The organism is Dryocola boscaweniae, assembly GCF_025215095.1.
In the GTDB taxonomy this organism is placed as follows: domain Bacteria; phylum Pseudomonadota; class Gammaproteobacteria; order Enterobacterales; family Enterobacteriaceae; genus Dryocola; species Dryocola boscaweniae.
Genome location: NZ_JALHAP010000082.1, coordinates 648,611 through 671,615 on the forward strand (window position 1 = coordinate 648,611; position 23,005 = coordinate 671,615).

Below are 23,005 nucleotides of genomic sequence, written 5' to 3' on the forward strand. Positions count from 1 at the left end.
TCCTCAATTATTTGGCCACATAACGTGGCGAACGTGGTCTGTATTGCAGATCGTTTCTTATTTAGGCGCTTAGGAGGAGACTCACGAAGAAGGGTATCTATTGTGAACTGCTTTACTAAAACTGCTTTCATAAGGTCTGTGTTCCAAACCGATGGCGCATTTACGCATGGTAACCCCGCCTAAGCAAGAATTATTTTCATTCTCGAGGGTTCTATGTCCTTGTAGCCGCTTCGTTTATCCCCCCCGGAGGCCTTGTCCCAGTAGGGCCGGGCATCACTTCTTTCATCAGATCAATAAATTTTCTCAGGCGAGCCGGGTAATAGCTGGCGTAAGGGTAAAGCAGATAAATTGGCAGCGGCGCGGCTTGCCGCCACGGGCGGCCTGGTTATCCGTTTATTGACGCGTTCTGGTAAATAACGCTGCTCCGGGAGCCGCCGGTTCCCGCTTTTTCTCAGGCGATACTTCTTGCTCTTGTACCTGAGATTTATTACTGTATATAAATACAGCCTTATGAAAGGTCTATGAATGTACATTGAACTGGTTTACGACAAACGAAACGTGGCGGGTCTGCCGGGTGCAAATGAGAAGATCCTTGCTGAGCTCACGCGCCGGATGCAAAATCTTTTCCCCGAGGCCGAAGTGCGGGTTAAGCCAATGCAGGCTAACGCCGTTAACAGCGACTGCACGAAAAGCGAAAAAGAAAGAATCAACCGTCTGGTTGAAGAGATGTTCGACGAAGCCGATTTCTGGCTGGTTACCGAGGAATAGCAATGAGAAAAACAACAATAGTTTTAATTGTGGTTGCAATCGTCGTCTGGTTAGCAAGTCAACAGGGCTGGATTTGAAGCGAAGAGAGAGGAAATGGTGCCGACTACCGGAATCGAACTGGTGACCTACTGATTACAAGTCAGTTGCTCTACCTACTGAGCTAAGTCGGCACTGGCGGGCATATTACACATCCCTTTTGTGCGTTGCAATTCCCCTTGATACCGTTCGGTTAAAAATTCAACCGCTTGATATAAATCACTTCTTATTGGTCATCTCTTCAACAGTCAGCCTTTCATTTCTCACATCCGCGGTGTCATGCTTTTTACCCCGCCCGAATTCCTTTTGAAAAACTAACCGAATACCCTATGGCTTATACCGATGGGCCGGGTCCGCACGGAGCAGAGAAAATCCTCCAGCGAATGGCGCTTCCATCGGTCGATTAGCGCACGGACGCCAGTGCGGTAGCACATAACCACGCCGTTCCGGTGCTTAGTGATGAAGAGAAAGCCGTTGGCCTGAGAAGGTTAAAACTTACGGGCTGCAAATTGAGGAACAATGAGGCCGGAAGTAAAGCGGGAGCGGAAGGCTCCCGTGCTGCAGCAATTTAGTCTCTGATCTACAAATAAGACTCGCCAATACGGGTTAACTCACTCGTCACCGAAACGCCATCGCAACGCTTAGCGTAAAGCTCTAAGTCATGAATAAGGCTGCGTGCCTTTTCTGGCGTTAAAGCAAAAAATTGTGAATCAAAAGTTGAAGCGTTAGTGCCATAGGGGGAAGTGCTGTAACCGAACTTGATAACCAGTGAGGAATTTTCCTCAGCAGGGCCAATTTGCCAGTCGGTCACCGGGAAAGCAGGAAAGACTTGATCACTGTTCATTTAATTTCCCTTATTTTCAATAAATAACAAAGCATTAACATCTACACCCTGCAGAAGAAGGTATGGATAAAAAGATTCATTAAATATAGGCAAAGAAATTTTAGTTAGGGTGTAATTAATTGCAGTTTTAATGGAAGTCAGACCAGTCGAACGATTCATAAGCAGAAAAAAACGGCAGCCTGAGGCTCCGTTATCCCACAATCAACATACTGATTATATATTTTCGATAATAACCTCCTGAAAGTCGCTAGATCTCAGCCAGTTCCCCCCTTCAAAGCTCTGCTCTCCTTTGCCCCCGCCCGCAGTATTCCTGAAAAGCAGCAAACGCTGGCGAATACCGTTATCAATGCCGGAACCAGCGCAGGCATAATATTGTCCGTCCTTGTCTTGCTTATTGTTCCCGGAGGATGGCGCGTAGCTTGCATAATTTTTGGCGTCATGGCGCTCATCTGCCTGGCCCCTGTTATTCGTTATCTGCCCGGCAGCGGCATGAATGGTCGCGCTGAGAAAAGTAGCTGGCGTGAAATTTTTCTGAGCAAACCGATGCAGCGCCTTGCCGTCATTTCATTCATCAGCGGAACGGCCAGCGCGGCATGGTGGAGCTTTGGCCCAGAAATATTGCATAACCATTCTGACGTGGATAGCTCAACCACCAGTATGTTGTGGATGGTAAGCGGGGGCGCCGGGATCCTTGCCGTGCTAACGGGCGCGGTGACGGCGTTCATCGGCATGAGCCAGCTCGCCGCCTGGCGCAATTTTTATGGCCGCACCGCTTGTTCTGTTCGCATTCAGTCACGGTTTCTCATGGTGGCTATTTCCGGCTGCGGAGCGGGCTACGTCATACTGTCCGGCATCCTGCTGGCCTGTGCGACCTCATCAGCGAAAAAATCCCCCTCCTCCGGAGTGGGTGTTGCTTTCTTCATGCTGGCCGCAGGCAGATTACGGGATCGATAGCCTTTGGTCAGCTTTATGCAACGGTGGGGGCAACCCTCGCTCTTACGGGATTTGCCTCGTTAACCCTGAAAGAATTATCGGTTTTGGGGGACTGAACATTCTCAGCTATGCCGACATCTCTATTATTAATCTGGGTTATTGTTTCGCCACAGAAGCATGGGGAAAAGGTTTGGCGACAGAATTTTCTGGATGCGCAGTTAAATATGGATTCGATGAGATTAAACTGCCTGAAATTTCTACCGTTGTTAGAGGAAACCATTTAGCGTCGCAAAAGGTTCTCCAAAAAGCCGGGCTGAAATACATCAGAGATATCCATGATGTTAAAGATGCGCCCCCTAGTCTGCTCTATTCTCTTACTTTGAATGAATGGGTAAGAAAATTGAAATAAACGCATTGCTCACCCGTTCATAAGGTCACTTCACCGCTTCACTTAAACCGTTGTGGCCAATTAAACCAATCGCCAACCTGGCGTTATTCCAGAATCAATATAACGCCCACTTCTGGCACCGAACTGACCGTCAAATCTGATTGGGTCCGGATTACAAAAGACCCCGGTTACGTATGAACTAAATAGCTTAGGATTCTTTGGAAAAGAGGTTTTGATAACTTATTTGATAAAATTTCGCTAACCATCCGAATACGAATAATAAAAAACGGGAACCCGCAGGCTCCCGTTATCACACAATCAGCAGGGCTGATTACATGTTTTCAATGATAGCGTCGCCAAACTCTGAACATTTCAGCAACTTAGCGCCGTCCATCAGACGTTCGAAATCGTAAGTGACGGTTTTGGCGTTAATCGCGCCTTCCATACCTTTGACGATCAGGTCTGCCGCTTCGAACCATTCCATATGACGCAGCATCATTTCTGCGGACAGGATGATAGAACCTGGGTTCACTTTATCCTGGCCTGCATATTTTGGTGCGGTGCCGTGGGTCGCTTCGAACAATGCGCATTCGTCACCGATGTTCGCACCTGGAGCAATACCGATACCGCCAACCTGCGCTGCCAGGGCGTCGGAGATATAGTCGCCGTTCAGGTTCATACAGGCGATAACGTCGTATTCCGCAGGGCGCAGCAGGATCTGCTGCAGGAACGCATCGGCGATAACGTCTTTAACAACGATTTCTTTGCCGGTATTTGGGTTTTTGATTTTCACCCACGGACCGCCGTCGATCAGCTCACCACCAAATTCTTCACGCGCTAACTGGTAACCCCAGTCTTTGAAAGCGCCTTCGGTGAACTTCATGATGTTGCCTTTGTGAACCAGGGTTACGGAATCACGGTCGTTGGTGATTGCGTATTCGATGGCTGCGCGAACCAGGCGTTTGGTGCCTTCTTCGGAGCAAGGCTTGATGCCGATACCGCAATGTTCAGGGAAACGAATCTTCGTGACATTCATCTCATCGCGCAGGAACTTGATGACTTTTTCAGCTTCGGCGCTGTCTGCTTTCCACTCGATGCCCGCGTAGATATCTTCTGAGTTCTCGCGGAAGATAACCATGTTGGTCAGTTCAGGGTGTTTTACCGGGCTTGGCGTGCCCGCGTAGTAACGCACCGGGCGCAGACACACGTACAGGTCGAGCTGCTGACGCAGCGCAACGTTCAGAGAACGAATACCGCCACCGACCGGGGTAGTCAGCGGGCCTTTGATGGCAACGCGGTAGTCACGAATCAGGTCCAGAGTTTCTTCTGGCAGCCAGACATCCTGGCCGTACAGTTGGGTAGATTTTTCGCCGGTATAGATTTCCATCCAGGAAATTTTCCGCTCGCCCTTGTAGGCTTTTTGCACGGCGGCATCTACCACTTTAATCATGGCTGGCGTCACATCCACACCGATACCATCACCTTCAATGAAAGGAATGATTGGGTTGTGAGGAACGTTCAGTTTGCCATCTTGCAGGGTGATCTTTTTACCTTCCGCCGGAACAACTACTTTGCTTTCCATTAACCTCTCCTTCGAGCGCTTCTGTTTGTTAATGATTTGTAATATGCGTGTCAATACTACTTGAATATCAGGCCCGCGCCAATCACTGGTGATTTCCGTTATAATGCGTGAATACCTGACGCCTGAAAACACTATGAATAAAACTTCTTTTAGAAATCACTCAGTTAAACGATTCAGCACCAGACAGCCAGCCAAAAAGCCGGTATCCAACGGCCCGAAGCGGCTGGTTATCTTCAATAAACCCTACGATGTCCTGCCGCAGTTTACCGACGAAGCGGGACGCAGCACGCTGAAAGATTACATCCCGTTACAAGGAATCTACGCCGCAGGCCGCCTTGACCGGGACAGCGAAGGCCTGCTGGTGCTTACCAACGATGGCGCTCTGCAGGCAAAACTAACACAGCCAGGCAAGCGAACCGGCAAGATTTATTATGTGCAGGTTGAAGGCGTGCCCGGTGAAGAAGCGCTGGACGCGCTGCGCAATGGCGTTACGCTCAACGACGGCCCCACTCTGCCTGCTGGCATTGAGCGGGTTAACGAACCGGATTGGCTGTGGCCGCGCAATCCCCCTATTCGTGAGCGCAAAAATATCCCTGTAAGCTGGCTGAAAATCACGCTTTATGAAGGCCGTAACCGCCAGGTTCGTCGTATGACGGCGCACGTGGGTTATCCTACGCTGCGTCTGATTCGTTATGCGATGGGAGCGTATACGCTCGACGGTCTCGATAACGGGCAATGGCGGGAGATCCCGCAGGAGAGCAGTAAATGAAAAGCCTCATTTTAACGCTCGCGTTACTGACCCCGCTTACCGCCGGCGCGGCAAGCTTTGACTGCCAGAAGGCCAACGCGGCGGATGAGAAAGCCATCTGCGCCCATCTTTCCCTGAATGATAAAGATGTGGAAATGAACACCAAATATCAGTTCCTGAAAGGGCTGTTTGCGATGGGAGGCCGCGGCGCTATTCAGGATGCCCAGCAGAGCTGGCTCAAAAATCGCCGCCAGTGCGGCGGCAACGTGACCTGCCTGACAAAAGCCTACGATCGGCGCCTGCAAGAGCTGGATGCGATGTACGACAACATTAACAAGCCGCTTTAACAAACCGCTTTAATAAGGATCCCTATGTTCAAACCGCACGTGACCGTGGCCTGCGTGGTGCAGGCGCAGGGAAAGTTTCTGGTTGTAGAAGAGACCATTAACGGCAAAGCCCTGTGGAATCAGCCTGCCGGGCATCTTGAAGCTGACGAAACGCTGCCTGAGGCCGCAAGCCGCGAGCTTTACGAAGAAACCGGCATACGCGCCCGGCCCCAGTCGTTTATCCGCATGCATCAATGGATAGCGCCGGATAAAACGCCTTTCTTGCGCTTTCTGTTTGCTATCGACCTGCCAGAGCAGCTTCCCACGCAGCCGCATGACAGCGATATCGACCGCTGCCTGTGGCTGGATGCGCAACAAATCATTAACGCCACGAATTTACGCTCGCCGCTGGTCGCCGAGAGTATCCGCTGCTATCAGCAAGCTGAACGTTATCCGCTCGGTATGCTCGGCGCATTTAACTGGCCCTTTACTTAAGGGTGCCAGGCCCGGGGATGCGTGATAGAATATGCCGCCTTTAAGTTCAATGTCGTGAGTAACTCCATGTCTGATAACAGCCAGAAAAAAGTGATCGTCGGGATGTCCGGCGGTGTTGATTCCTCCGTTTCTGCTTACCTGCTGCAACAGCAGGGTTACAAGGTAGAAGGCCTGTTCATGAAGAACTGGGAAGAGGATGATGGCGAGGAGTACTGTACCGCAGCCGCTGATTTAGCGGATGCGCAGGCCGTATGCGACAAGCTCGGCATTGAACTGCACACCGTTAACTTTGCTGCTGAATACTGGGATAACGTGTTTGAACACTTCCTGGAAGAGTATAAAGCCGGGCGCACGCCAAACCCCGATATTCTGTGCAACAAAGAAATCAAATTTAAAGCCTTCCTCGAATTCGCCGCAGAAGATTTGGGCGCGGATTACATCGCAACCGGCCATTACGTCAGGCGCGCGGATGTAAACGGCAAAAGCCAACTGCTGCGGGGGCTTGACGGCAACAAAGACCAGAGCTATTTCCTCTATACGCTCGGCCATGAGCAAATCGCTCAGAGCCTGTTCCCGGTCGGCGAATTAGAAAAACCCGAAGTGCGCCGCATTGCCGAAGAGCTTGATCTCATCACCGCGAAGAAAAAAGACTCCACCGGCATCTGTTTTATCGGCGAGCGCAAATTCCGTGAGTTCCTGGGCCGCTATCTCCCTGCTCAGCCGGGTAAAATCGTTACGGTTGACGGCGAAACCATTGGCGAACATCAGGGCCTGATGTATCACACCCTTGGTCAGCGTAAAGGTCTGGGCATCGGCGGCACCAAAGAAGGCAGCGAAGATCCGTGGTATGTCGTCGATAAAGATGTTGAGAACAACATTCTGGTTGTCGCGCAGGGACACGATCATCCGCGCCTGATGTCCGTTGGCCTGATTGCACAACAACTGCACTGGGTCGACCGCGAAACGCTCAGCAAGCCGCTTGCCTGCACGGTGAAAACGCGTTACCGCCAGACAGATATTCCCTGCACCATCACCCCAATCGATGCCGATCGCATTGAAGTGCGTTTCGAAGAGCCGGTTGCGGCAGTCACACCAGGCCAGTCCGCGGTATTTTACAGCGGCGAAGTCTGCCTGGGCGGCGGTATTATTGAGCAGCGTTTGCCGCTCATCGATTAATTTGCGGACAAGGACGAAACACTGTGGCTAAAAATTACTACGACATTACTCTCGCGCTGGCGGGGATTTGCCAGTCCGCTCGTCTGGTTCAGCAGCTTGCGCATCAGGGACATTGCGATACGGACGCGCTGCATGTCGCGCTTAATAGTGTTATCGATCTTAATCCTGGCTCTACGCTCGGCGTCTTTGGCGGCAGCGAAGCGAATCTGAAGTTAGGGCTGGAAACCTTGCTTGGCGTGTTAAACGCCAGTAACCGTCAGGGGCTGAACGCGGAGTTGACGCGTTATACCCTGAGCCTGATGGTGCTGGAGCGTAAACTGCATGCCAGCAAAGGCGCGATGGATACCCTCGGCTCACGCATCACCGGTCTGCAACGCCAGCTCGAACATTTCGATTTAGAATCCGACACGCTGCTTAGCGCGATGGCCGGTATTTATGTCGACGTCATTAGCCCGCTTGGGCCACGCATTCAGGTCACCGGTTCCCCTGCCGTGCTGCAAAGCCCGCAGGTGCAGAGCAAAGTTCGCGCCTCGCTGCTCGCCGGTATTCGTGCCGCCGTGCTGTGGCATCAGGTTGGCGGCGGCCGTCTGCAGTTAATGTTTTCCCGTAATCGCCTGTGTACGCAGGCAAAACAAATTCTTGCTCATTGTTAACCTCTTTCGGAGTTGTAACTTATGGAATTATCCTCACTGACCGCCGTTTCCCCCGTAGATGGACGCTACGGCGATAAAGTCAGCGCTCTGCGCGCTATTTTCAGCGAGTTTGGCCTGCTGAAATTTCGCGTACAGGTAGAAGTACGCTGGCTGCAAAAATTAGCCGCGCACACAGCGATCAAGGAAGTTCCTGCTTTTGACGCAGACGCAAACGGTTACCTTGATAAGATTGTCGCTGAGTTCAGCGAAGCAGATGCCGCGCGCATCAAAACCATTGAACGCACCACCAACCACGATGTAAAAGCCGTTGAGTATTTCCTGAAAGAGAAAGTAGCCTCCGTCCCTGCCCTGCACGCGGTATCTGAGTTCATTCACTTCGCCTGCACCTCAGAAGATATCAATAACCTTTCTCACGCGCTGATGCTGGAAACGGCACGCAAAGAAGTGGTGCTGCCGTACTGGCGTAAAATCATCGATGCGGTGAAAGACCTGTCGGTGCAATATCGCGATATCCCGCTGCTTTCCCGCACCCACGGTCAGCCCGCTACGCCGTCTACCATGGGTAAAGAGATGGCCAACGTGGCTTACCGCATGGAGCGCCAGTTCCGCCAGTTTGAAAAAGTAGAAATTCTCGGCAAAATCAACGGCGCGGTCGGCAACTATAACGCCCACATCGCCGCTTATCCTGAAGTGGACTGGCACCAGTTCAGCGAAGAGTTTGTCACTTCGCTGGGCATTCAGTGGAACCCTTACACCACGCAGATTGAGCCGCACGATTATATCGCCGAGCTGTTTGACTGCGTGGCGCGCTTCAACACGATTCTTATCGACTTCGATCGCGACGTGTGGGGCTACATTGCGCTGAACCACTTCAAGCAAAAAACTATCGCGGGCGAAATCGGCTCGTCCACCATGCCGCACAAAGTGAACCCAATCGACTTCGAAAACTCCGAAGGCAACCTGGGCCTGTCCAACGCCATGCTGCAACATCTGGCGAGCAAACTGCCTGTTTCCCGCTGGCAGCGCGACCTGACGGATTCTACCGTGCTGCGTAACCTGGGCGTCGGTATCGGCTATGCGCTGATTGCTTACCAGTCCACCCTGAAGGGCGTGAGCAAGCTGGAAGTGAACCGCGATCGCCTGCTGGACGAGCTGGATCATAACTGGGAAGTGCTCGCGGAGCCGATTCAGACCGTGATGCGCCGCTATGGCATCGAAAAACCATACGAGAAGCTTAAAGAGCTGACCCGCGGCAAGCGCGTGGATGCCGAAGGCATGAAGCAGTTTATCGACAGCCTTGAGCTGCCGGAAGACGAGAAAACCCGTCTGAAGCAAATGACGCCTGCCAACTACATCGGCCGCGCCATCACTATGGTTGACGAACTGAAGTAAGTTTTAACTGTCCGGCGGGTGGCGCTACGCTTACCCGCCCTACAAAGATTAACCCCTCCCGCCCCGAATAGCTGTTTATTCGTTGTTTACCCCTTCTCACCGATAATTAGCGTTAAACTACCGATGACATTTATAGATTGAGGAAATGCGATGCGCGTTCTGGTTGTGGAAGATAATGCCCTTTTACGTCACCACTTAACGGTGCAGTTGCGTGAAACAGGCCACCAGGTCGATGCCGCTGAGGATGCAAAAGAAGCGGATTACTTCTTAAATGAGCACACGCCAGATATCGCCATTGTCGATCTTGGTCTGCCCGATGAGGACGGCATGAGCCTGATCCGCCGCTGGCGAAGCCATGATGTCACCATCCCTGTTCTGGTCTTAACCGCCCGTGAAGGCTGGCAGGATAAAGTCGAGGTGCTTGGCGCGGGCGCCGATGACTACGTGACTAAACCCTTCCATCTCGAAGAGGTAATTGCGCGCATGCAGGCGTTGATGCGCCGCAACAGCGGGCTTGCCTCGCAGTTGATTTCCCTGCCGCCCTTCCAGGTGGATTTGTCTCGCCGTGAGCTGTCCATTAACGACACGCTTATTAAGCTCACCGCTTTTGAGTACACGATTATGGAAACCCTAATCCGCAACGCCGGGAAAGTGGTCAGCAAAGATTCGCTGATGCTGCAGCTCTACCCCGATGCGGAACTGCGTGAAAGCCACACGATTGACGTGCTGATGGGCCGCCTGCGTAAGAAAATCCAGGCTGAGCACGCTCAGGAGGTCATCACCACCGTGCGGGGCCAGGGTTACCGTTTCGACCTGCGCTAAAGATGACATTCTTACGCCACTTCTTCCCGCTCTCTCTGCGGGTACGCTTTTTACTCGCCACCGCCGCCGTGGTGATGGTGCTGTCGCTCGCCTATGGCCTGGTGGCGCTGGTGGGCTACAGCGTCAGCTTTGATAAAACCACCTTCCGTTTACTGCGCGGCGAAAGCAATCTGTTCTATACCCTCGCAACCCGGGTGGACGGAAAGATCAAAGTTGAAATTCCGGAAGACCTGAACCTGCAAAGCCCGACGATGGCGTTAATCTACGACGAGCACGGCAATTTACTGTGGGCGCAGCGGGACGTGCCGCAAATCAGGCAGCAGATAAAAAAGGAGTGGCTTAGCGCGAACGGTTTCCATGAGCTGGAAGCGAATTTCGACACCAGCCGCGCCCTGCTGGGCAATGACCACTCTTTGCAGGAACAGCTCAAAGATATTCACGAGGATGACGAAGATAACGAGATGACGCACTCGGTGGCGGTGAATCAGTACCCGGCCACCGCGCGAATGCCTGCGTTAACCATCGTGGTGGTCGATACCATTCCCATCGAACTGAAACGTTCTTATATGGTGTGGAGCTGGTTTATTTACGTGCTGCTCGCCAACCTGCTGCTGGTTATTCCGCTCCTGTGGGTCGCCGCCTGGTGGAGCCTGCGCCCTATCGAAGCGCTGGCAAAAGAAGTACGCGAGCTGGAAAAACACGATCGCGACAGCCTCAATCCGGAAACGGCTCGCGAGCTGTTAAGCCTGGTGCGCAACCTGAATCGCCTGCTGCGCACGGAACGCGATCGCTACGATAAGTACCGCACCACGCTGACTGACTTAACCCACAGCCTGAAAACGCCGCTGGCGGTGCTGCAAACCACTTTGCGCTCCCTGCGTACGCAAAAGCTGAACGTTGAAGAAGCAGAGCCGGTGATGCTTGAACAAATCAGCCGCATCTCGCAGCAAATCGGCTATTACCTGCATCGCGCCAGCATGCGCGGCAACAGCGCTTTGCTCAGCCGCGAGCTGCATTCGGTTGCCCCTTTGCTTGATAATCTTTGCTCGGCGCTCAACAAGGTTTACCAGCGTAAAGGCGTGAACATTACCCTCGATATTTCGCCTGAAATTACTTTTATCGGCGAGAAAAATGACTTTATGGAAGTAATGGGCAACGTGCTGGATAACGCCTGTAAATACTGCCTGGAGTTCGTGGAAATTTCCGCCAGTCAGTCGGATGACACGCTGCATTTATTCGTGGAAGACGACGGACCGGGTATTCCCGAAAGCAAACGAGCGATTGTTTTTGACCGTGGACAGCGCGTCGATACGCTGCGTCCGGGCCAGGGCGTCGGCCTGTCGGTGGCGCGTGAAATCGTCGGGCAGTATGACGGTGAAATCCTTCCCGGCACCAGCGAACTGGGCGGCGTTCGCATGGAAGTGATTTTTGCGCGCCAGCGTCCGGACAGCGAAGAAGATTGAAAATACTCCCGTAAACGGCTTCCCCATCCGTTATAATCCGGACAGGTTCCTCCACCTGCCGGATAACAAAAATGGAATATACCCTGGATTTAAACTGGCCCGATTTTATCGAACGCTACTGGCAAAAACGCCCGGTGGTGTTAAAACGCGGCTTTAAAAACTTTATCGACCCCATCTCCCCGGATGAACTGGCAGGCCTTGCCATGGAAAACGAGGTAGACAGCCGCCTGGTGAGCCATCAGGACGGCAAATGGCAAGTCAGCCACGGTCCATTCCAGAGCTACGATCACTTAAGCGAAAACAACTGGTCCCTGCTGGTGCAGGCGGTTAACCACTGGCACGAGCAAAGCGCCGGGTTGATGCGCCCGTTCCGCGCCCTGCCGGACTGGCGTATTGACGATCTGATGATCTCCTTCTCCGTTCCCGGCGGCGGCGTTGGCCCGCACCTGGATCAGTACGACGTCTTTATCATTCAGGGCGTTGGCCGCCGCCGCTGGCGCGTGGGCGAAAAAGTGCCGATGAAGCAGCACTGCCCGCATCCGGACCTGCTCCAGGTTGAGCCGTTCGAAGGCATCATTGATGAAGAGTTAGAGCCGGGCGACATCCTCTATATTCCGCCGGGCTTCCCGCATGAAGGCTACTCGCTGGAAAATTCGATGAACTATTCCGTCGGGTTCCGCGCGCCAAGCGGCCGCGAGCTGATCAGCGGTTTCGCCGATTATGTATTGCAGCGCGAACTGGGCAGCCACCGTTATACCGACCCGGACGTGCCGTCCCGTCAGCAGCCGGCGGATATCCTGCCGGAAGAGCTGGATAAGCTGCGCGGCATAATGCTGGAGCTGGTGAATCAGCCGGAGCATTTCAACGCCTGGTTTGGCGAGTTTATTACCCAGTCGCGCCACGAGCTGGACGTCGCCCCGCCTGAACCGCCGTATCAGCCGGATGAAATCTACGATGCCATCAAGCAGGGCGATTCACTGACGCGCCTTGGCGGCCTGCGCGTGCTGCGCGTGGCCGACGAGGTTTATGTCAACGGCGAGAAGATTGACAGCCCGCACCGCCCGGCCGTTGAGGCGCTGGCAAGCCATATCACGGTGAATGCCGGGATCTTAGGGGATGCGCTGGAAGATCCTTCCTTCCTTGCGATGCTCGCAGCTCTGGTGAACAGCGGATACTGGTATTTCGAGGATTAATGCCTCTCGCCCGCCTTCTCAGCAACATCATTCCCTGGCTGAGAAGGCGGGAAAACCAGAGGATTAATGAATACCTGGTACGACCTCGCCGTCTATCATTGCCAACCCGTTTGTGGTGCGGATAAAGCGCGGCGCTTTCAAATCCTCAGCCAGCATGGTCAGCATTTCATACAATACTTCGGTAATGTGTTCCTGCTGATCCAGCGAAACCTGCTGATTCAGTAATACGATGGTTAATGCGGAACAATATTCACAGGTTGTCTCTGAATCTGTTGAAAGTGGACTGCGGAATTCATTGGCATCACTCTCCTTTACGGTTAATTGCTCAATAAGGTGTTCTGGCAACGGCGCTTTTAAAACCGCCTTCAACACATTTAACCCGGCCAGTAACCGCCCGCACAGCGTTACTCCTTGTAAGTTACGTTGTGGTCAGCCCTCGTCTGGTGTTCCACCACCATTCGAGGACGCTTATTTTTACTACTTTGCTTAATTATTGGAAACTGAAAGTATTCGGCACATCTCACAATGCGATGAAAATTGACACCAGAATTGCAGGGGAATATTAATGTCTGTTTTAAATATTCTCGTTTTGTCAGGCACATTTCTACAAGCTAAACAAATAAATCAATGTAATAGCTATAGCGCAGAGAGCGCAGATAACGGCGCTACCCTCAGAATGAAAAAAGTGGATAGCATCGGCAGAACACCTTTCAGCGTGAATAACCATCTCATCGGCAGCAGCGGGTTAAACGCAGACAGATTAATTTTTCCCCGGCGGGCTTTACGTGTCTCAGGAAGAACAAACAGCGCCAGCAAAAAATTACAGCCATTGAGAATGGATGCGGCCATAAAAGGCAGGCGAACCCAATAATCACCCAATGTTCCCCCCAGTGCGGGCCCGACAATAAAACCGATACCGAACATAGCGCTGAAGACGCCAAATCGCCGCGCGCGCTTTTCAACGGGTGATATATCGGTGAGGTAAGCCATAGCCACCGAGAGGCTGGCGCCGGTCATGCCGGCAAAGGCTCGTCCCAGCAGTAACAGGGACAGCGTGGGGGAAAAAGATAGAAACAGGTAGTTAATGGCTGCACCACCTAAGGACAATAGCAGTACAGGCCTGCGCCCGATACGGTCACTTAGCGCGCCGAGTACCGGTGCAAAAACAAACTGCATGGCAGCATAGAGCGCAGTCATAATACCCAGATAGAGGGCGGCGTTGTCAGCGTGCGTAATGTCGTTGAGCAAAGCGGGAAGGATAGGGAAAACTATCCCGATGCCCATAGCATCAAGAATAACGGTGGCAAAAATTATAATGAGAGGTTTGTTCATACAGCGTTCCTGTCAAATCATGGAAACGCTGGCCGGAAGAGGTGTACTGGACACAACCGACGTCTGTGTTGACCATTCAGGCGGTCAATTTTTCGCGAGGTTAGTAGCTGCCTGCACGAGGCAGCGATGGGCAATTCTAAACATCCAGCGAGTTAAATACCAGAGGTTAAAAGCTACAGATTTTGCCTCCGGCAACCGAGCGTTTGACAAAGAAGCCGCCAGGTCCTTTCGCGAAGCTGACAGCAAATATTCCCGGCACAAAGCTGACCATTTTACCCGGAGTGAGTTATTTCGCACCCTTACAGCTAGCCGGCCTTTTCAATCAGGCCATGCTCATCCTTTACAGGCTCAGGCCGTAGTGGCCAGTAACGTTCTTACCAGCCATCACGTGTGCGTTTAACGGAAACTCCCTCTGGGCTATTCGCCGATGATTAAGTTAGCATTCATAGCGGCGCCCGCTTTTCAGGCGTTCGCTTTCTTCTGCCTGCTGCTCCATTCCTGCCGGATTTCTTCCAGACCCTCACAGTAAGTCGTGACGGAGAAATCCGGGAAACGATGCTTAAATTTTGCCGATTCGAACAGGTTGTCATGTTCATACCGCGGCAGCAGCTCACGCATCTCACGGGCTCCTTGCGAAAAAAGACCGGCGAAGGTCAAAGCCAGCTTGCTGACGACGCTGTACTCCACGTCTTTTCCGAACTCGTCACAGGCGAGAGAAACAAACTGCCTGTAGGTAAGGCGATCGTCGCAGCAGGGCAGATGCCAGCTCTGGCCGCAAGCATCCGCAGTATTACCGAGCACAGCAAGGGCACGGCTGGCGTCAGGCGTCCAGATGAGCGTACGAAGTTTATCGTCACGCACCGGGACACGCGGCCGTTTGTCAGCCTTCAGCCTGTCGATGATAAACGCGTTGGTGAAACTCTGCGTCTTCCCCGGCCCATAGAACTCCGGCGCGCGCCCGATAATGACCGGAATGGCCTCCCGCCTCATCTCTTCAAGCACCATGTTGGTCATCAGTTCGCGTACTTTTCCTTTCCGTCCCCGGGGAGCGAAGCGCGTTTCTTCCGTCTGTGGATTATCGTTCTGTGGATACATGTAAGTATTGTCAAAATAGACAAAGCGGGCTTGCGCCGTGCGGGCTGCATCGAGCGCATTTTTCAGCATCGTCGGAAACTGTTGCTCCCACAGCGCCGAATCCGCGGGCAACCCTGCGACAAAATAGACAATGCAGCTCCCTTTTACCGCATCTAGCGTTTGTTCCGCATCAAGCAGATTTGCCGCTACGGTAACATCGCTGTCGTTTACCTTTCGCGGGCGGCGGCTTACCAGTCTCAGGTCATCGGTGTATGAGTGTTTCAGCTCTCGGGCAAGCTCTTGGGCAATCTGACCGTTGGCCCCCAGAATCGTTTGCATTTTATTTCCTCGCTTTTATTCGATAATGCAAGAGGTACGCTGCGGCGTGCGTCGCAAACAGCGAGCGTCTGAAAAGTATAAGATTAAAGTTAACTTTAAGGTCAAGAGAGCGGGTAGAGGCTATGAGAATTGGAGAACTGGCAAAAGCCACGGGGATTACGCCCTCACGTATTCGCTTTTACGAAGCGGAGGACCTGATCCCCCCGGCTGCGCGTCAAACAAACGGTTACCGAAATTATTCTGCGGAAGCGGCAGGCCTGCTGAAAATCATCGATAACGCGCAGCGGGCGGGCTTTTCACTTGAGCAAATTCGCCGCTTTCTGCCGCAGCGACAGAAACACTGGGATCACGAAGGGCTAATTGAGTCGCTGAAAACGCGCGTCTCAGAGATCGAACTGATGCAAAAGCAGCTTGAGGAGAGCAAGACCGAGCTGCTGAATCTGATCGCCAGCATTGCAAACCGACCCGATGGGATTTCCTGCGCGGAAAATATACAGCGGCTGACAGAACAGCTGGCTGTACATAACCAGCCGTCAGAATGAATCGCAATGACCGTTATTCAGATATTACCGAGCGGCTTCGGCATGCAATGCAACCTGCACGGCAGGTCGCGCGTGAATACAGGTCATATAGGCCGACAACGCGGGCCAGTCATCAAGGTCAATGGAGAAAAATTTGCACCAGCCCAGCACGGTGAACAAGTAGGCATCAGCAACGCTGAAAGAAGCGCCCCCATCAGATACTCCCGTCCAGCAAGCGTAGCCTGAAGGAGGTCAAACCGCCTGAACAGCTTCTCACGAAAAATCGCTTTGACCTCCTCGGGCAGGGCGGCGTTGAACAACGGCGCCGAGCCTGCGTGTATTTCGCTGGCGATGAAGTTCAGCCATTCCTGCAGACGCACCCGCGCCCAGGTGTCCGCCTGCGGCGCCAGCCCGCTTTCCGGTTTGAGATCGGCCAGGTACTGCACAATGGCCGGCCCTTCGGTCAGGATTTGCCCGTCGTCCAGTTCCAGCGCAGCGACATAGCCCTTGGGGTTAATGGCGCGGAAGTCGCGTCCGTCGGCGGTCAGCCTGGACTTGTTGTCCACTTTGACCAGATCGAACTTCAGGTCGAGTTCGCGCAGCACGATGTGTGGCGACAGCGAGCAGGTATGAGGGGCGTAATACAGCTTCAAAAGTTCTCCGGGAAGTTGAAATTCAGTTGGGCGGCACCTTGTTGGGTGCCGTCATACACTGTGCTTACGTCGGAGTTATCTGTAAAATTAATGTTCTAAATAACAGGTATTAGCTGAGCTACTGATAATCATGATGAACCTTCTGCACTGGCGCTTGCTGGTAGCCGTAGCCGATGCCGGCAATATCTCGCGGGCCGCCGACGCCGTGGGCATTACTCAGTCTGGCGCGAGCCAAGCTATCGCCCAGATGGAAGCCTCACTTGGGTTTCAGGTATTAACCCATGAGCGGCGCCAAAGGCAAAGGCTTTCGCGCCGTTTAACATACCGCAGATGCTTCCCGTTCAAGCCATTCCAGAAACAGTTTGAATGCTGATGACTTGTCAACGTCAGGCGCGATTAAAGCCACGTATTTGCTTCCTTTAACCTCGACCGGCAAGGGGGCGAGAAGCCTTTTCTCTTTTAAATCATGCGCAAGGGTTGGCAGCCCGCCCATACCTACCCCGACACCGTCAATGACCGCCTGAAGACCTATATAATTGTGTTCAAAGCGCTGAAAGCGCAGCGGCCGCAAAGCTTCGATGCCAGCTTTTTTCATCCATCTTTCCCACTCTCCCACCCGCGTATGCGATGCAATAAACACCTGTGAGGCAAGATCTTCAGGCTTAACTAAAACCTGCCTATTACCCGGCGTGCCGGCGCCTGAAAAACAACCGATGGGCGCTTTCGATAAAGCAGTTGGGATTCTGTGGGGGATGCGTCGGTTTCCTGACCGGCCTGGTGCTGTCGACAGGCCCGGTGAGCGTGCCGATTTTTACGGCTTATGGGTTAAGCGGCGGAGCTTTTATTGGAACGGAAGCAGCGAGCGCTCTTCTTCTGTACGTGAGTAAAGCCGGTACATTTGCGATTCAGGATGCTCTTTCGGTGCCGGTCGCACTCACGGGAGTATTCGTCGGCGGCGGCATTTTGCTTGGAACCCTGAGCAGTAAGACTTTAGTAAGAAGATTATCCGCGACACATTTTTCAGTGCTGATTGACGTCATTCTGTTAATTTCCGGGGCAGGATTATTATATAGCGCCTGGGGTGAAAAATAATTCCGCCGCGGCCGGATAACGCTGCCCCTCTACGGGGCAAGCAATATAAATAAAGCGTGAAGCAATAACCGGACGCGGAGTTACGCTGAGAAAGATTTGCCTGCAATTATAATTATTAGCGTTTCGCCAGTTTTTGTACTTCAGCCCAAACTCCGTCATCAGCCGGAATACCCCTGGCGCTGAAATTAGCGCGATTACGCAGCGCCATTTCGCCGGGATAAAATACGTCTCGCTGGTCTTCCGCTGGGGTTGAGCCTTTAACATACTCAGCCACGCTTGCCGCCATCGCTTTGCTGAACTCTATTCCACCAAAATGCTTCGGATCGAACACCATAAATACCTGGCTTGCGCCGGTACAGCTGCCCTGCTGGATTTTATCGATTTCATTGGTTGGAGAGCCTGCCGTCAGGAACGCGGCCATTACGTCAAGCAGTATGGCCATCCCGGAACCTTTCCAGTAACCGGTCGGCAGAATGCGCATGGATTCTTCAATCGGCCCCGGCTCGTCCGTCAAATTGCCATCCTTGTCAAACCCGCCGGGGAAAGGCAGTTTTTCGCCTTTCAGGCGTGTTACCTGAAGCTTGCCGTAAGCGTACTGGGACATAGCCATATCCAGCACCAGCGCCCCTTCTGTCATGGGTACCGCCATCACGTAAGGATTATTGCCCAGGCGAGGATTTTTGGCGCCCCATGCCGGCATGCAGGATTCGGTATTGGTCCAGCAGATAGCGGCGTACCCTTTTTCAGCGGCTTTCCAGCCGTAAGTGCCGCCGCGCATCCAGTGGGTGGTATTACGCAGACCGACAATACCGACACCCTGTTCGCTTGCCAGCGTCATCGCCCTTTCAACAGCAAATAAAGCGTTAGTAATGCCAATACCGCGCTGGCCGTCGTAAATTTCGATACTGCCGATAGATTTCACTTTTTCAGGTTCAGCGTAAATATCTACCCAGCCTTTTTTCACGTAATCAACAAAACGCGCCACACGGTTAAGGCCATGCGAGAAAATACCGTCGCAGCTGGCTTCCGTGTGGATCTGAGCGCAAATATCAGCCTGTGATTCAGATAAGCCGGCGTTTAAAAATGCCTGTTTAACGGTTTGCTTCATTTCGTCAAATTTTACCACTGCCATCATATCTCCTTAGTATTAACCAGTTAAATATTTGATATTTGGGAAAGGCGACACGTTACAACAACTTCAGCCCTGGCGATTTTCACCTTCGTTCCTTTCAGTACGCTTTTTTTGTTGGAAATAAAGTTATGCCTCGCACAATTACCATACAAGTATGCTCGACGTGAAATATGCTCAGCTTCACAAAAAAGGCACAGAGGGCTGAAATAAAAGAGAGAGGATAAGTACGGCAAAAAGAGCCAACTGCATGCTATGCGCAGAGTTTTCCAAAGGGATATTAAGACTCGATATTGTTCAGAGAAGGTTATAAATCCTTGACCCGGCGTGACAAACTCATTTTCTCCTGATGAAAATCATTCGCATTCGCCAGCCTTTATGATAAGTTGCATTAAAAATGCAACTTATCATCGGAGACGCAGACATGAGCGCAAGTGAGAAAGCCGGACACACCTTCTTAGCAAGCCTTGGGAAAACCCGTTTGCGGCCCGGCGGCGTTGATGCGACCAAGTGGCTGTTCAACCAGTCGAATCTCACGCCGGAGAGCATAGTGCTGGAAGTCGCCTGCAATATGGGCACCACGTCCGTCGAACTGGCGCAGCGCTTCGGCTGCAGGATATACGCCATCGATATGGATAAAAACGCGTTGATGAAGGCGCGGCAAAACGTCGCTGCCGCCGGTCTGCAGGATAAAATCCAGGTGCTGGAAGCCAACGCCACCAAGCTGCCCTTCGCCAACGATGCCTTCGACGTAGTGATTAACGAAGCGATGCTGACCATGTATGTGGACAAGGCCAAAACCCGGCTGATCGATGAGTACTATCGGGTGCTCAAACCCGGCGGTCGCCTGCTGACGCACGACATCATGTTTACCAGCGAACGCCTGGAGGCGGGCGGGCAGACGCAGCTGGAAGAGATTGTGAAATCCAACGTCAGCCCGATGACCCACGCTTCGTGGAAAGAGCTGTTTATCGCCAGCGGTTTCCGGTCGGTCAATACCCACCACGGCGCGATGTCCCTGATGTCACCAATAGGGCTGATTCGCGACGAAGGCCTGGCGCGTACGGCGAAAATCCTGTTTAACGGCCTGCGTACCCGTGAGAACCGGACGCGCTTTTTGGGGATGTTCCGCTTCTTCCGCCGTAACCGCCATCAGCTGAACTATATCGCCTGCTGCTCGCGGAAATAGAGTACAGGTGCAAAGCTGCATCAGTGCTTACCGCGCCCACGCAAACCGTGACGAAGATGCCCTGCCAGGCTGTACTCCATATAAACAAAAAGGGGCTCCGGCCCTGAGGGATCCCCACAAACTGGAGCTAATAAACCAGCACCATATTGCGGTAGACCCGTGTTAAATGGATAAGAACATCACTCAGTGATATTCGTCTTAAAATTAGCGGGGAGTGTCGCAGGACATTCTCCGCTAACGTCAGGAATGAGATGACCCGTCTCGATTTAATGCTGTTGGCCTGATACCTCAGGTGCAATCCTTTACTTTCTGCGTAGTAGCCCAACAACCACAGAACTATCGTGCTCAGTGTCGCAAGCAGACTCAGGACCAGAATCCTCCCTTCAGTACGACTGTAGCTGGCCCGAAGACCAAATCCAAAGCGTTCACTTTTCTCATCTCGAAAGTTTTGCTCTATCTGCATACGGCGACTGTATAACTTCATAATTTCATAATTTCATAATTTCACGAGGCTTAAACCCGGCAGTACTGCTGAACAGCAACCAGGGCTCTTTCGCTGCTGAGCGACCACAGCGAACCTGCTTGCTCCTGCGTATACGGCAGCGGGCTCGTTTATGCTTCCGTCCTTTGTTTTGTCTTCTGAAGATAAAAATGACCGTCACATCGAGCATAAGCGGCCTGTGAAAGTGTTCCGGGCCCCAAATGTTCTGGCCTGCTGCTGGCTAAAATATCTCCGGGTCTTAACCAGGCATCGCCTTTACGTTCCAGTCTGAGCTGGGTATTACCGCGAATGCGATCAAGGAAATCCCATACCAGTGATTTTATATGCCTGAACCAGGCATTTTTGAATCCGACGTCAGTAATGATAATGACTTTTTTATCCGGGCTTATTGTTCTGGCGAGTGCGTTCAGGAACGCCTTCTGAACGTCACCGTTATTCTGTTTGCTCGACGGAGCAATATGGCTCAGCAAAGGAATAGAACGACCATCACAAATCAGACTTGCGCGGAGCACATGGTATTCCCGGGAAGGATAGCCGCTCCAGTCAACGGCAATAACGCACAATGACAACCTGTTGGTCAGCATTGAAATAATTTTGTTGAAAATCATGGGAACATCTTGCTGAAGAGATTCGTTGCCTGGCAGACGGTCAACGTGTTTAATCTTGTTTTTCACCTGAGTCCCGCCAGGCAGAAAGCGCCCAATGCTGGTCAGAGTAAGAGATGCGCCGGTAACCAGGGCTGTGGTTGCATCTATCAGGGCATTCTGGCGGTATTTGTGAAATGACCCCAGAGCATCTCTGAAAAAGTCCTGGCATAAGCGGCGGACAGGCACAGCAATGATCCTGTTGAATTTGTTGAATTTGTTGAATTTGTTGAAAAATCAGTAGATCACATTGGGCTAGGCCTGTCGCGTTTATCCTTCTTTTTTCTGGGGATCCCTCAGGGCTTCTCGCCCCCTTTCTTTTAACCTGATAAATAAAGCGCGAGCCAAAGCCGGCGCTAACCCCGCTGCGCAGTCAGTTCAGCAATACGCACAATCACCGCCACCGCTTTTTCCATGCCTTCCAGCGTCACAAACTCGTGTTTGCCGTGGTAGTTATAGCCGCCGGTAAACAGGTTCGGGCACGGTAAGCCTTTAAACGAAAGCTGCGCGCCGTCGGTGCCGCCGCGAATGGGTTTCATGATGGGTTCAATGTTGCAATCAAGCATGGCCTGGCGGGCCACGTCGACAATATAAGGATGCTCCGCCACTTTCTCGCGCATGTTGTAGTAGCTGTCTTCGATAATCAGCTCGATATAGCAGTCAGGATGCAGACCTTTGCCCACTTTTTTCGCGATTTCCATCATTTTGCGTTTGCGCGCTTCAAACTGCTGGCGGTCAAAGTCGCGAATAATGTAGTGCATTTCCGCTTTATCAACCGAGCCTTTAATGCCGTGCAGGTGATAAAAACCTTCGTAGCCTTCGGTGCATTCCGGGCTTTCATCGGCCGGAACCTCGGCGTGAATTCGTGCCGCAAGCGACAGTGCATTAACCATTACGCCTTTGGCCGTGCCTGGGTGGACGTTGTTACCGACGATTTTGATGGTTACCGACGCGGCATTGAAGTTTTCACATTCCAGTTCGCCCACGCCGCCGCCGTCCACCGTATAGGCCCAGCGGGCATCAAAGGCTTCCACGTCAAAAAACTTCGCGCCCTTCCCGACTTCTTCATCCGGCGTAAAGGCCACGCGAATATCCCCGTGTGGGATATTTTTTTCTTTCAGCACCGCCAGCGCCGTCATGATTTCCGCCACGCCCGCTTTATCGTCAGCGCCTAACAACGTCTTGCCGTCGGTAGTAATAAGCGTCTGCCCCAGCAACTGGTGCAGCACCGGAAACATTACCGGCGATAACACCTCATCACCGATGCCCAGCGCGATATCGCCGCCGCGATAATTCTCAACGATCTGCGGATTAACGTTTTTACCGGTGAAATCCGGTGCGGTATCGACATGAGAGATAAAGCCAATGGCCGGCGCCGGTTTATCGATGTTAGACGCAAGCGTGCCCATTACCGTGCCATGATCGCCTATAGTGACATTCACAAGGCCCATCTCTTCGAGCTGATCTTTTAGCAACCGTAAGAGGTTCCATTGTCCTTCGGTACTTGGCACCTGTTTGACACCGGGCTTAGACTGAGTATCCACGCAGACGTAATGCAAAAAACGCTCAAGTAATTTATCCATTTAGCCACCCTCATTTTTTGTGATGTCATTATCATTAAGCCGCTGAAGTTAAATATTGCGTCAGGTCACTTTTAACCCGGTACGCACGAAAATAGTCATATCCCGGGGCAATGGGTTAAACGTAGTTG

Annotated in this window: 23 protein-coding genes, 1 tRNA gene and 3 pseudogenes; 16 read left to right on the forward strand and 11 right to left on the reverse strand. The window is 52.4% G+C overall.

What is annotated here, in order from left to right:
- The first annotated feature begins 525 nt into the window (after positions 1 to 525).
- The gene (locus MUA00_RS20475; RefSeq protein WP_271124823.1) at positions 526 to 768 is read left to right on the forward strand and encodes a DinI family protein; all 243 of its coding nucleotides are present in this window, start codon (positions 526 to 528) and stop codon (positions 766 to 768) included.
- A gap of 94 nt (positions 769 to 862) precedes the next feature.
- Here MUA00_RS20475 and MUA00_RS20480 read toward each other — a convergent pair.
- Both MUA00_RS20480 and MUA00_RS20485 read right to left on the reverse strand, forming a co-directional pair.
- Positions 863 to 938: transfer RNA gene (locus MUA00_RS20480), tRNA-Thr, on the reverse strand.
- A gap of 446 nt (positions 939 to 1,384) precedes the next feature.
- Positions 1,385 to 1,648, reverse strand: coding sequence for a hypothetical protein (locus MUA00_RS20485; RefSeq protein WP_271124824.1), 264 nt, complete (start codon positions 1,646 to 1,648; stop codon positions 1,385 to 1,387).
- 438 nt (positions 1,649 to 2,086) lie between these two features.
- Between MUA00_RS20485 and MUA00_RS20490 the strand changes: the two genes are divergently transcribed.
- Positions 2,087 to 2,602, forward strand: coding sequence for a hypothetical protein (locus MUA00_RS20490; RefSeq protein ID WP_271124825.1), 516 nt, complete (start codon positions 2,087 to 2,089; stop codon positions 2,600 to 2,602).
- Positions 2,559 to 2,990 carry a GNAT family N-acetyltransferase gene (locus tag MUA00_RS20495; protein WP_408639730.1) on the forward strand — a complete coding sequence of 144 codons (432 nt, stop codon included), beginning with the start codon at positions 2,559 to 2,561 and terminating at the stop codon, positions 2,988 to 2,990. Before MUA00_RS20490 ends, MUA00_RS20495 begins: the two co-directional genes overlap by 44 nt.
- 310 nt (positions 2,991 to 3,300) lie before the next feature.
- Here the strand turns inward: MUA00_RS20495 and icd are convergent, their stop codons facing one another.
- A complete protein-coding gene (icd, locus tag MUA00_RS20500; protein ID WP_271124826.1) occupies positions 3,301 to 4,551 on the reverse strand; it encodes an NADP-dependent isocitrate dehydrogenase in 1,251 nt (416 codons plus the stop codon).
- Between the two features lie 103 nt (positions 4,552 to 4,654).
- Here icd and rluE point away from each other — a divergent pair, with 103 nt between their 5' ends.
- From rluE to MUA00_RS20545, 9 genes are all read left to right on the forward strand, one after another.
- A complete protein-coding gene (gene rluE / locus MUA00_RS20505) occupies positions 4,655 to 5,320 on the forward strand; it encodes a 23S rRNA pseudouridine(2457) synthase RluE (RefSeq protein WP_271124827.1) in 666 nt (221 codons plus the stop codon).
- Complete coding sequence (locus MUA00_RS20510; protein ID WP_271124828.1) at positions 5,317 to 5,646, forward strand: lysozyme inhibitor LprI family protein; 330 nt, start codon at positions 5,317 to 5,319, stop codon at positions 5,644 to 5,646. Before rluE ends, MUA00_RS20510 begins: the two co-directional genes overlap by 4 nt.
- A gap of 24 nt (positions 5,647 to 5,670) precedes the next feature.
- Positions 5,671 to 6,120, forward strand: a complete 450-nt coding sequence (locus tag MUA00_RS20515; RefSeq protein WP_271124829.1) for an NUDIX hydrolase — start codon at positions 5,671 to 5,673, stop codon at positions 6,118 to 6,120.
- 54 nt (positions 6,121 to 6,174) lie between these two features.
- Positions 6,175 to 7,296, forward strand: a complete 1,122-nt coding sequence (gene mnmA / locus MUA00_RS20520; protein WP_271125026.1) for a tRNA 2-thiouridine(34) synthase MnmA — start codon at positions 6,175 to 6,177, stop codon at positions 7,294 to 7,296.
- Positions 7,297 to 7,319: 23 nt separating this feature from the next.
- Complete coding sequence (hflD, locus tag MUA00_RS20525) at positions 7,320 to 7,949, forward strand: high frequency lysogenization protein HflD (RefSeq protein WP_271124830.1); 630 nt, start codon at positions 7,320 to 7,322, stop codon at positions 7,947 to 7,949.
- A 21-nt stretch (positions 7,950 to 7,970) separates the two neighbouring features.
- Positions 7,971 to 9,341 carry an adenylosuccinate lyase gene (gene purB, locus MUA00_RS20530; protein ID WP_271124831.1) on the forward strand — a complete coding sequence of 457 codons (1,371 nt, stop codon included), beginning with the start codon at positions 7,971 to 7,973 and terminating at the stop codon, positions 9,339 to 9,341.
- Positions 9,342 to 9,491: 150 nt separating this feature from the next.
- On the forward strand, positions 9,492 to 10,163 hold the full coding sequence (gene phoP / locus MUA00_RS20535; RefSeq protein WP_271124832.1) for a two-component system response regulator PhoP: 672 nt from the start codon (positions 9,492 to 9,494) through the stop codon (positions 10,161 to 10,163).
- Positions 10,164 to 10,165: 2 nt separating this feature from the next.
- Entirely contained in the window at positions 10,166 to 11,626 is a 1,461-nt protein-coding gene (gene phoQ, locus MUA00_RS20540) for a two-component system sensor histidine kinase PhoQ (protein ID WP_271124833.1), read from the forward strand.
- 71 nt (positions 11,627 to 11,697) lie between these two features.
- Entirely contained in the window at positions 11,698 to 12,819 is a 1,122-nt protein-coding gene (locus MUA00_RS20545) for a ribosomal protein uL16 3-hydroxylase (protein WP_271124834.1), read from the forward strand.
- A 63-nt stretch (positions 12,820 to 12,882) separates the two neighbouring features.
- Here MUA00_RS20545 and MUA00_RS20550 read toward each other — a convergent pair whose 3' ends face one another.
- The 3 genes from MUA00_RS20550 to MUA00_RS20560 all read right to left on the reverse strand — a co-directional run bounded on the left by MUA00_RS20550 (position 12,883) and on the right by MUA00_RS20560 (position 15,564).
- Entirely contained in the window at positions 12,883 to 13,191 is a 309-nt protein-coding gene (locus tag MUA00_RS20550; protein ID WP_271124835.1) for a hypothetical protein, read from the reverse strand.
- A 264-nt stretch (positions 13,192 to 13,455) separates the two neighbouring features.
- Complete coding sequence (locus MUA00_RS20555) at positions 13,456 to 14,151, reverse strand: MFS transporter (protein WP_271124836.1); 696 nt, start codon at positions 14,149 to 14,151, stop codon at positions 13,456 to 13,458.
- A 462-nt stretch (positions 14,152 to 14,613) separates the two neighbouring features.
- Positions 14,614 to 15,564 carry an NAD-dependent epimerase/dehydratase family protein gene (locus MUA00_RS20560; RefSeq protein WP_271124837.1) on the reverse strand — a complete coding sequence of 317 codons (951 nt, stop codon included), beginning with the start codon at positions 15,562 to 15,564 and terminating at the stop codon, positions 14,614 to 14,616.
- Between the two features lie 122 nt (positions 15,565 to 15,686).
- On the opposite strand from MUA00_RS20560, the gene MUA00_RS20565 reads away from it, so the two are divergent.
- Positions 15,687 to 16,106 carry a MerR family transcriptional regulator gene (locus tag MUA00_RS20565; protein WP_271124838.1) on the forward strand — a complete coding sequence of 140 codons (420 nt, stop codon included), beginning with the start codon at positions 15,687 to 15,689 and terminating at the stop codon, positions 16,104 to 16,106.
- Positions 16,107 to 16,130: 24 nt separating this feature from the next.
- Here the strand turns inward: MUA00_RS20565 and gstA are convergent.
- Positions 16,131 to 16,738: pseudogene (gene gstA / locus MUA00_RS20570) on the reverse strand (glutathione transferase GstA).
- A gap of 184 nt (positions 16,739 to 16,922) precedes the next feature.
- On the opposite strand from gstA, the pseudogene MUA00_RS20575 reads away from it, so the two are divergent.
- A pseudogene (locus tag MUA00_RS20575) lies at positions 16,923 to 17,030 on the forward strand (helix-turn-helix domain-containing protein); the annotation flags it as partial.
- A gap of 24 nt (positions 17,031 to 17,054) precedes the next feature.
- On the opposite strand, the gene MUA00_RS20580 reads toward MUA00_RS20575, so the two are convergent.
- Positions 17,055 to 17,528: a LysR substrate-binding domain-containing protein gene (locus MUA00_RS20580; protein WP_333780886.1), complete on the reverse strand. Its 474-nt coding sequence runs from the start codon at positions 17,526 to 17,528 to the stop codon at positions 17,055 to 17,057.
- Here MUA00_RS20580 and MUA00_RS20585 point away from each other — a divergent pair.
- A complete protein-coding gene (locus MUA00_RS20585) occupies positions 17,438 to 17,830 on the forward strand; it encodes a TSUP family transporter (protein WP_271125028.1) in 393 nt (130 codons plus the stop codon). The genes MUA00_RS20580 and MUA00_RS20585 overlap by 91 nt on opposite strands.
- 115 nt (positions 17,831 to 17,945) lie before the next feature.
- Here the strand turns inward: MUA00_RS20585 and yiaK are convergent, their stop codons facing one another.
- Positions 17,946 to 18,962: a 3-dehydro-L-gulonate 2-dehydrogenase gene (gene yiaK / locus MUA00_RS20590; protein WP_271125029.1), complete on the reverse strand. Its 1,017-nt coding sequence runs from the start codon at positions 18,960 to 18,962 to the stop codon at positions 17,946 to 17,948.
- A gap of 421 nt (positions 18,963 to 19,383) precedes the next feature.
- On the opposite strand from yiaK, the gene MUA00_RS20595 reads away from it, so the two are divergent.
- A complete protein-coding gene (locus MUA00_RS20595) occupies positions 19,384 to 20,148 on the forward strand; it encodes a class I SAM-dependent methyltransferase (protein ID WP_271124839.1) in 765 nt (254 codons plus the stop codon).
- A 127-nt stretch (positions 20,149 to 20,275) separates the two neighbouring features.
- Here MUA00_RS20595 and MUA00_RS20600 read toward each other — a convergent pair.
- Positions 20,276 to 21,483, reverse strand: a pseudogene (locus tag MUA00_RS20600) (IS4 family transposase).
- Between the two features lie 167 nt (positions 21,484 to 21,650).
- Positions 21,651 to 22,877, reverse strand: a complete 1,227-nt coding sequence (gene pepT / locus MUA00_RS20605) for a peptidase T (protein ID WP_271124840.1) — start codon at positions 22,875 to 22,877, stop codon at positions 21,651 to 21,653.
- Between the last annotated feature and the right edge of the window lie 128 nt (positions 22,878 to 23,005).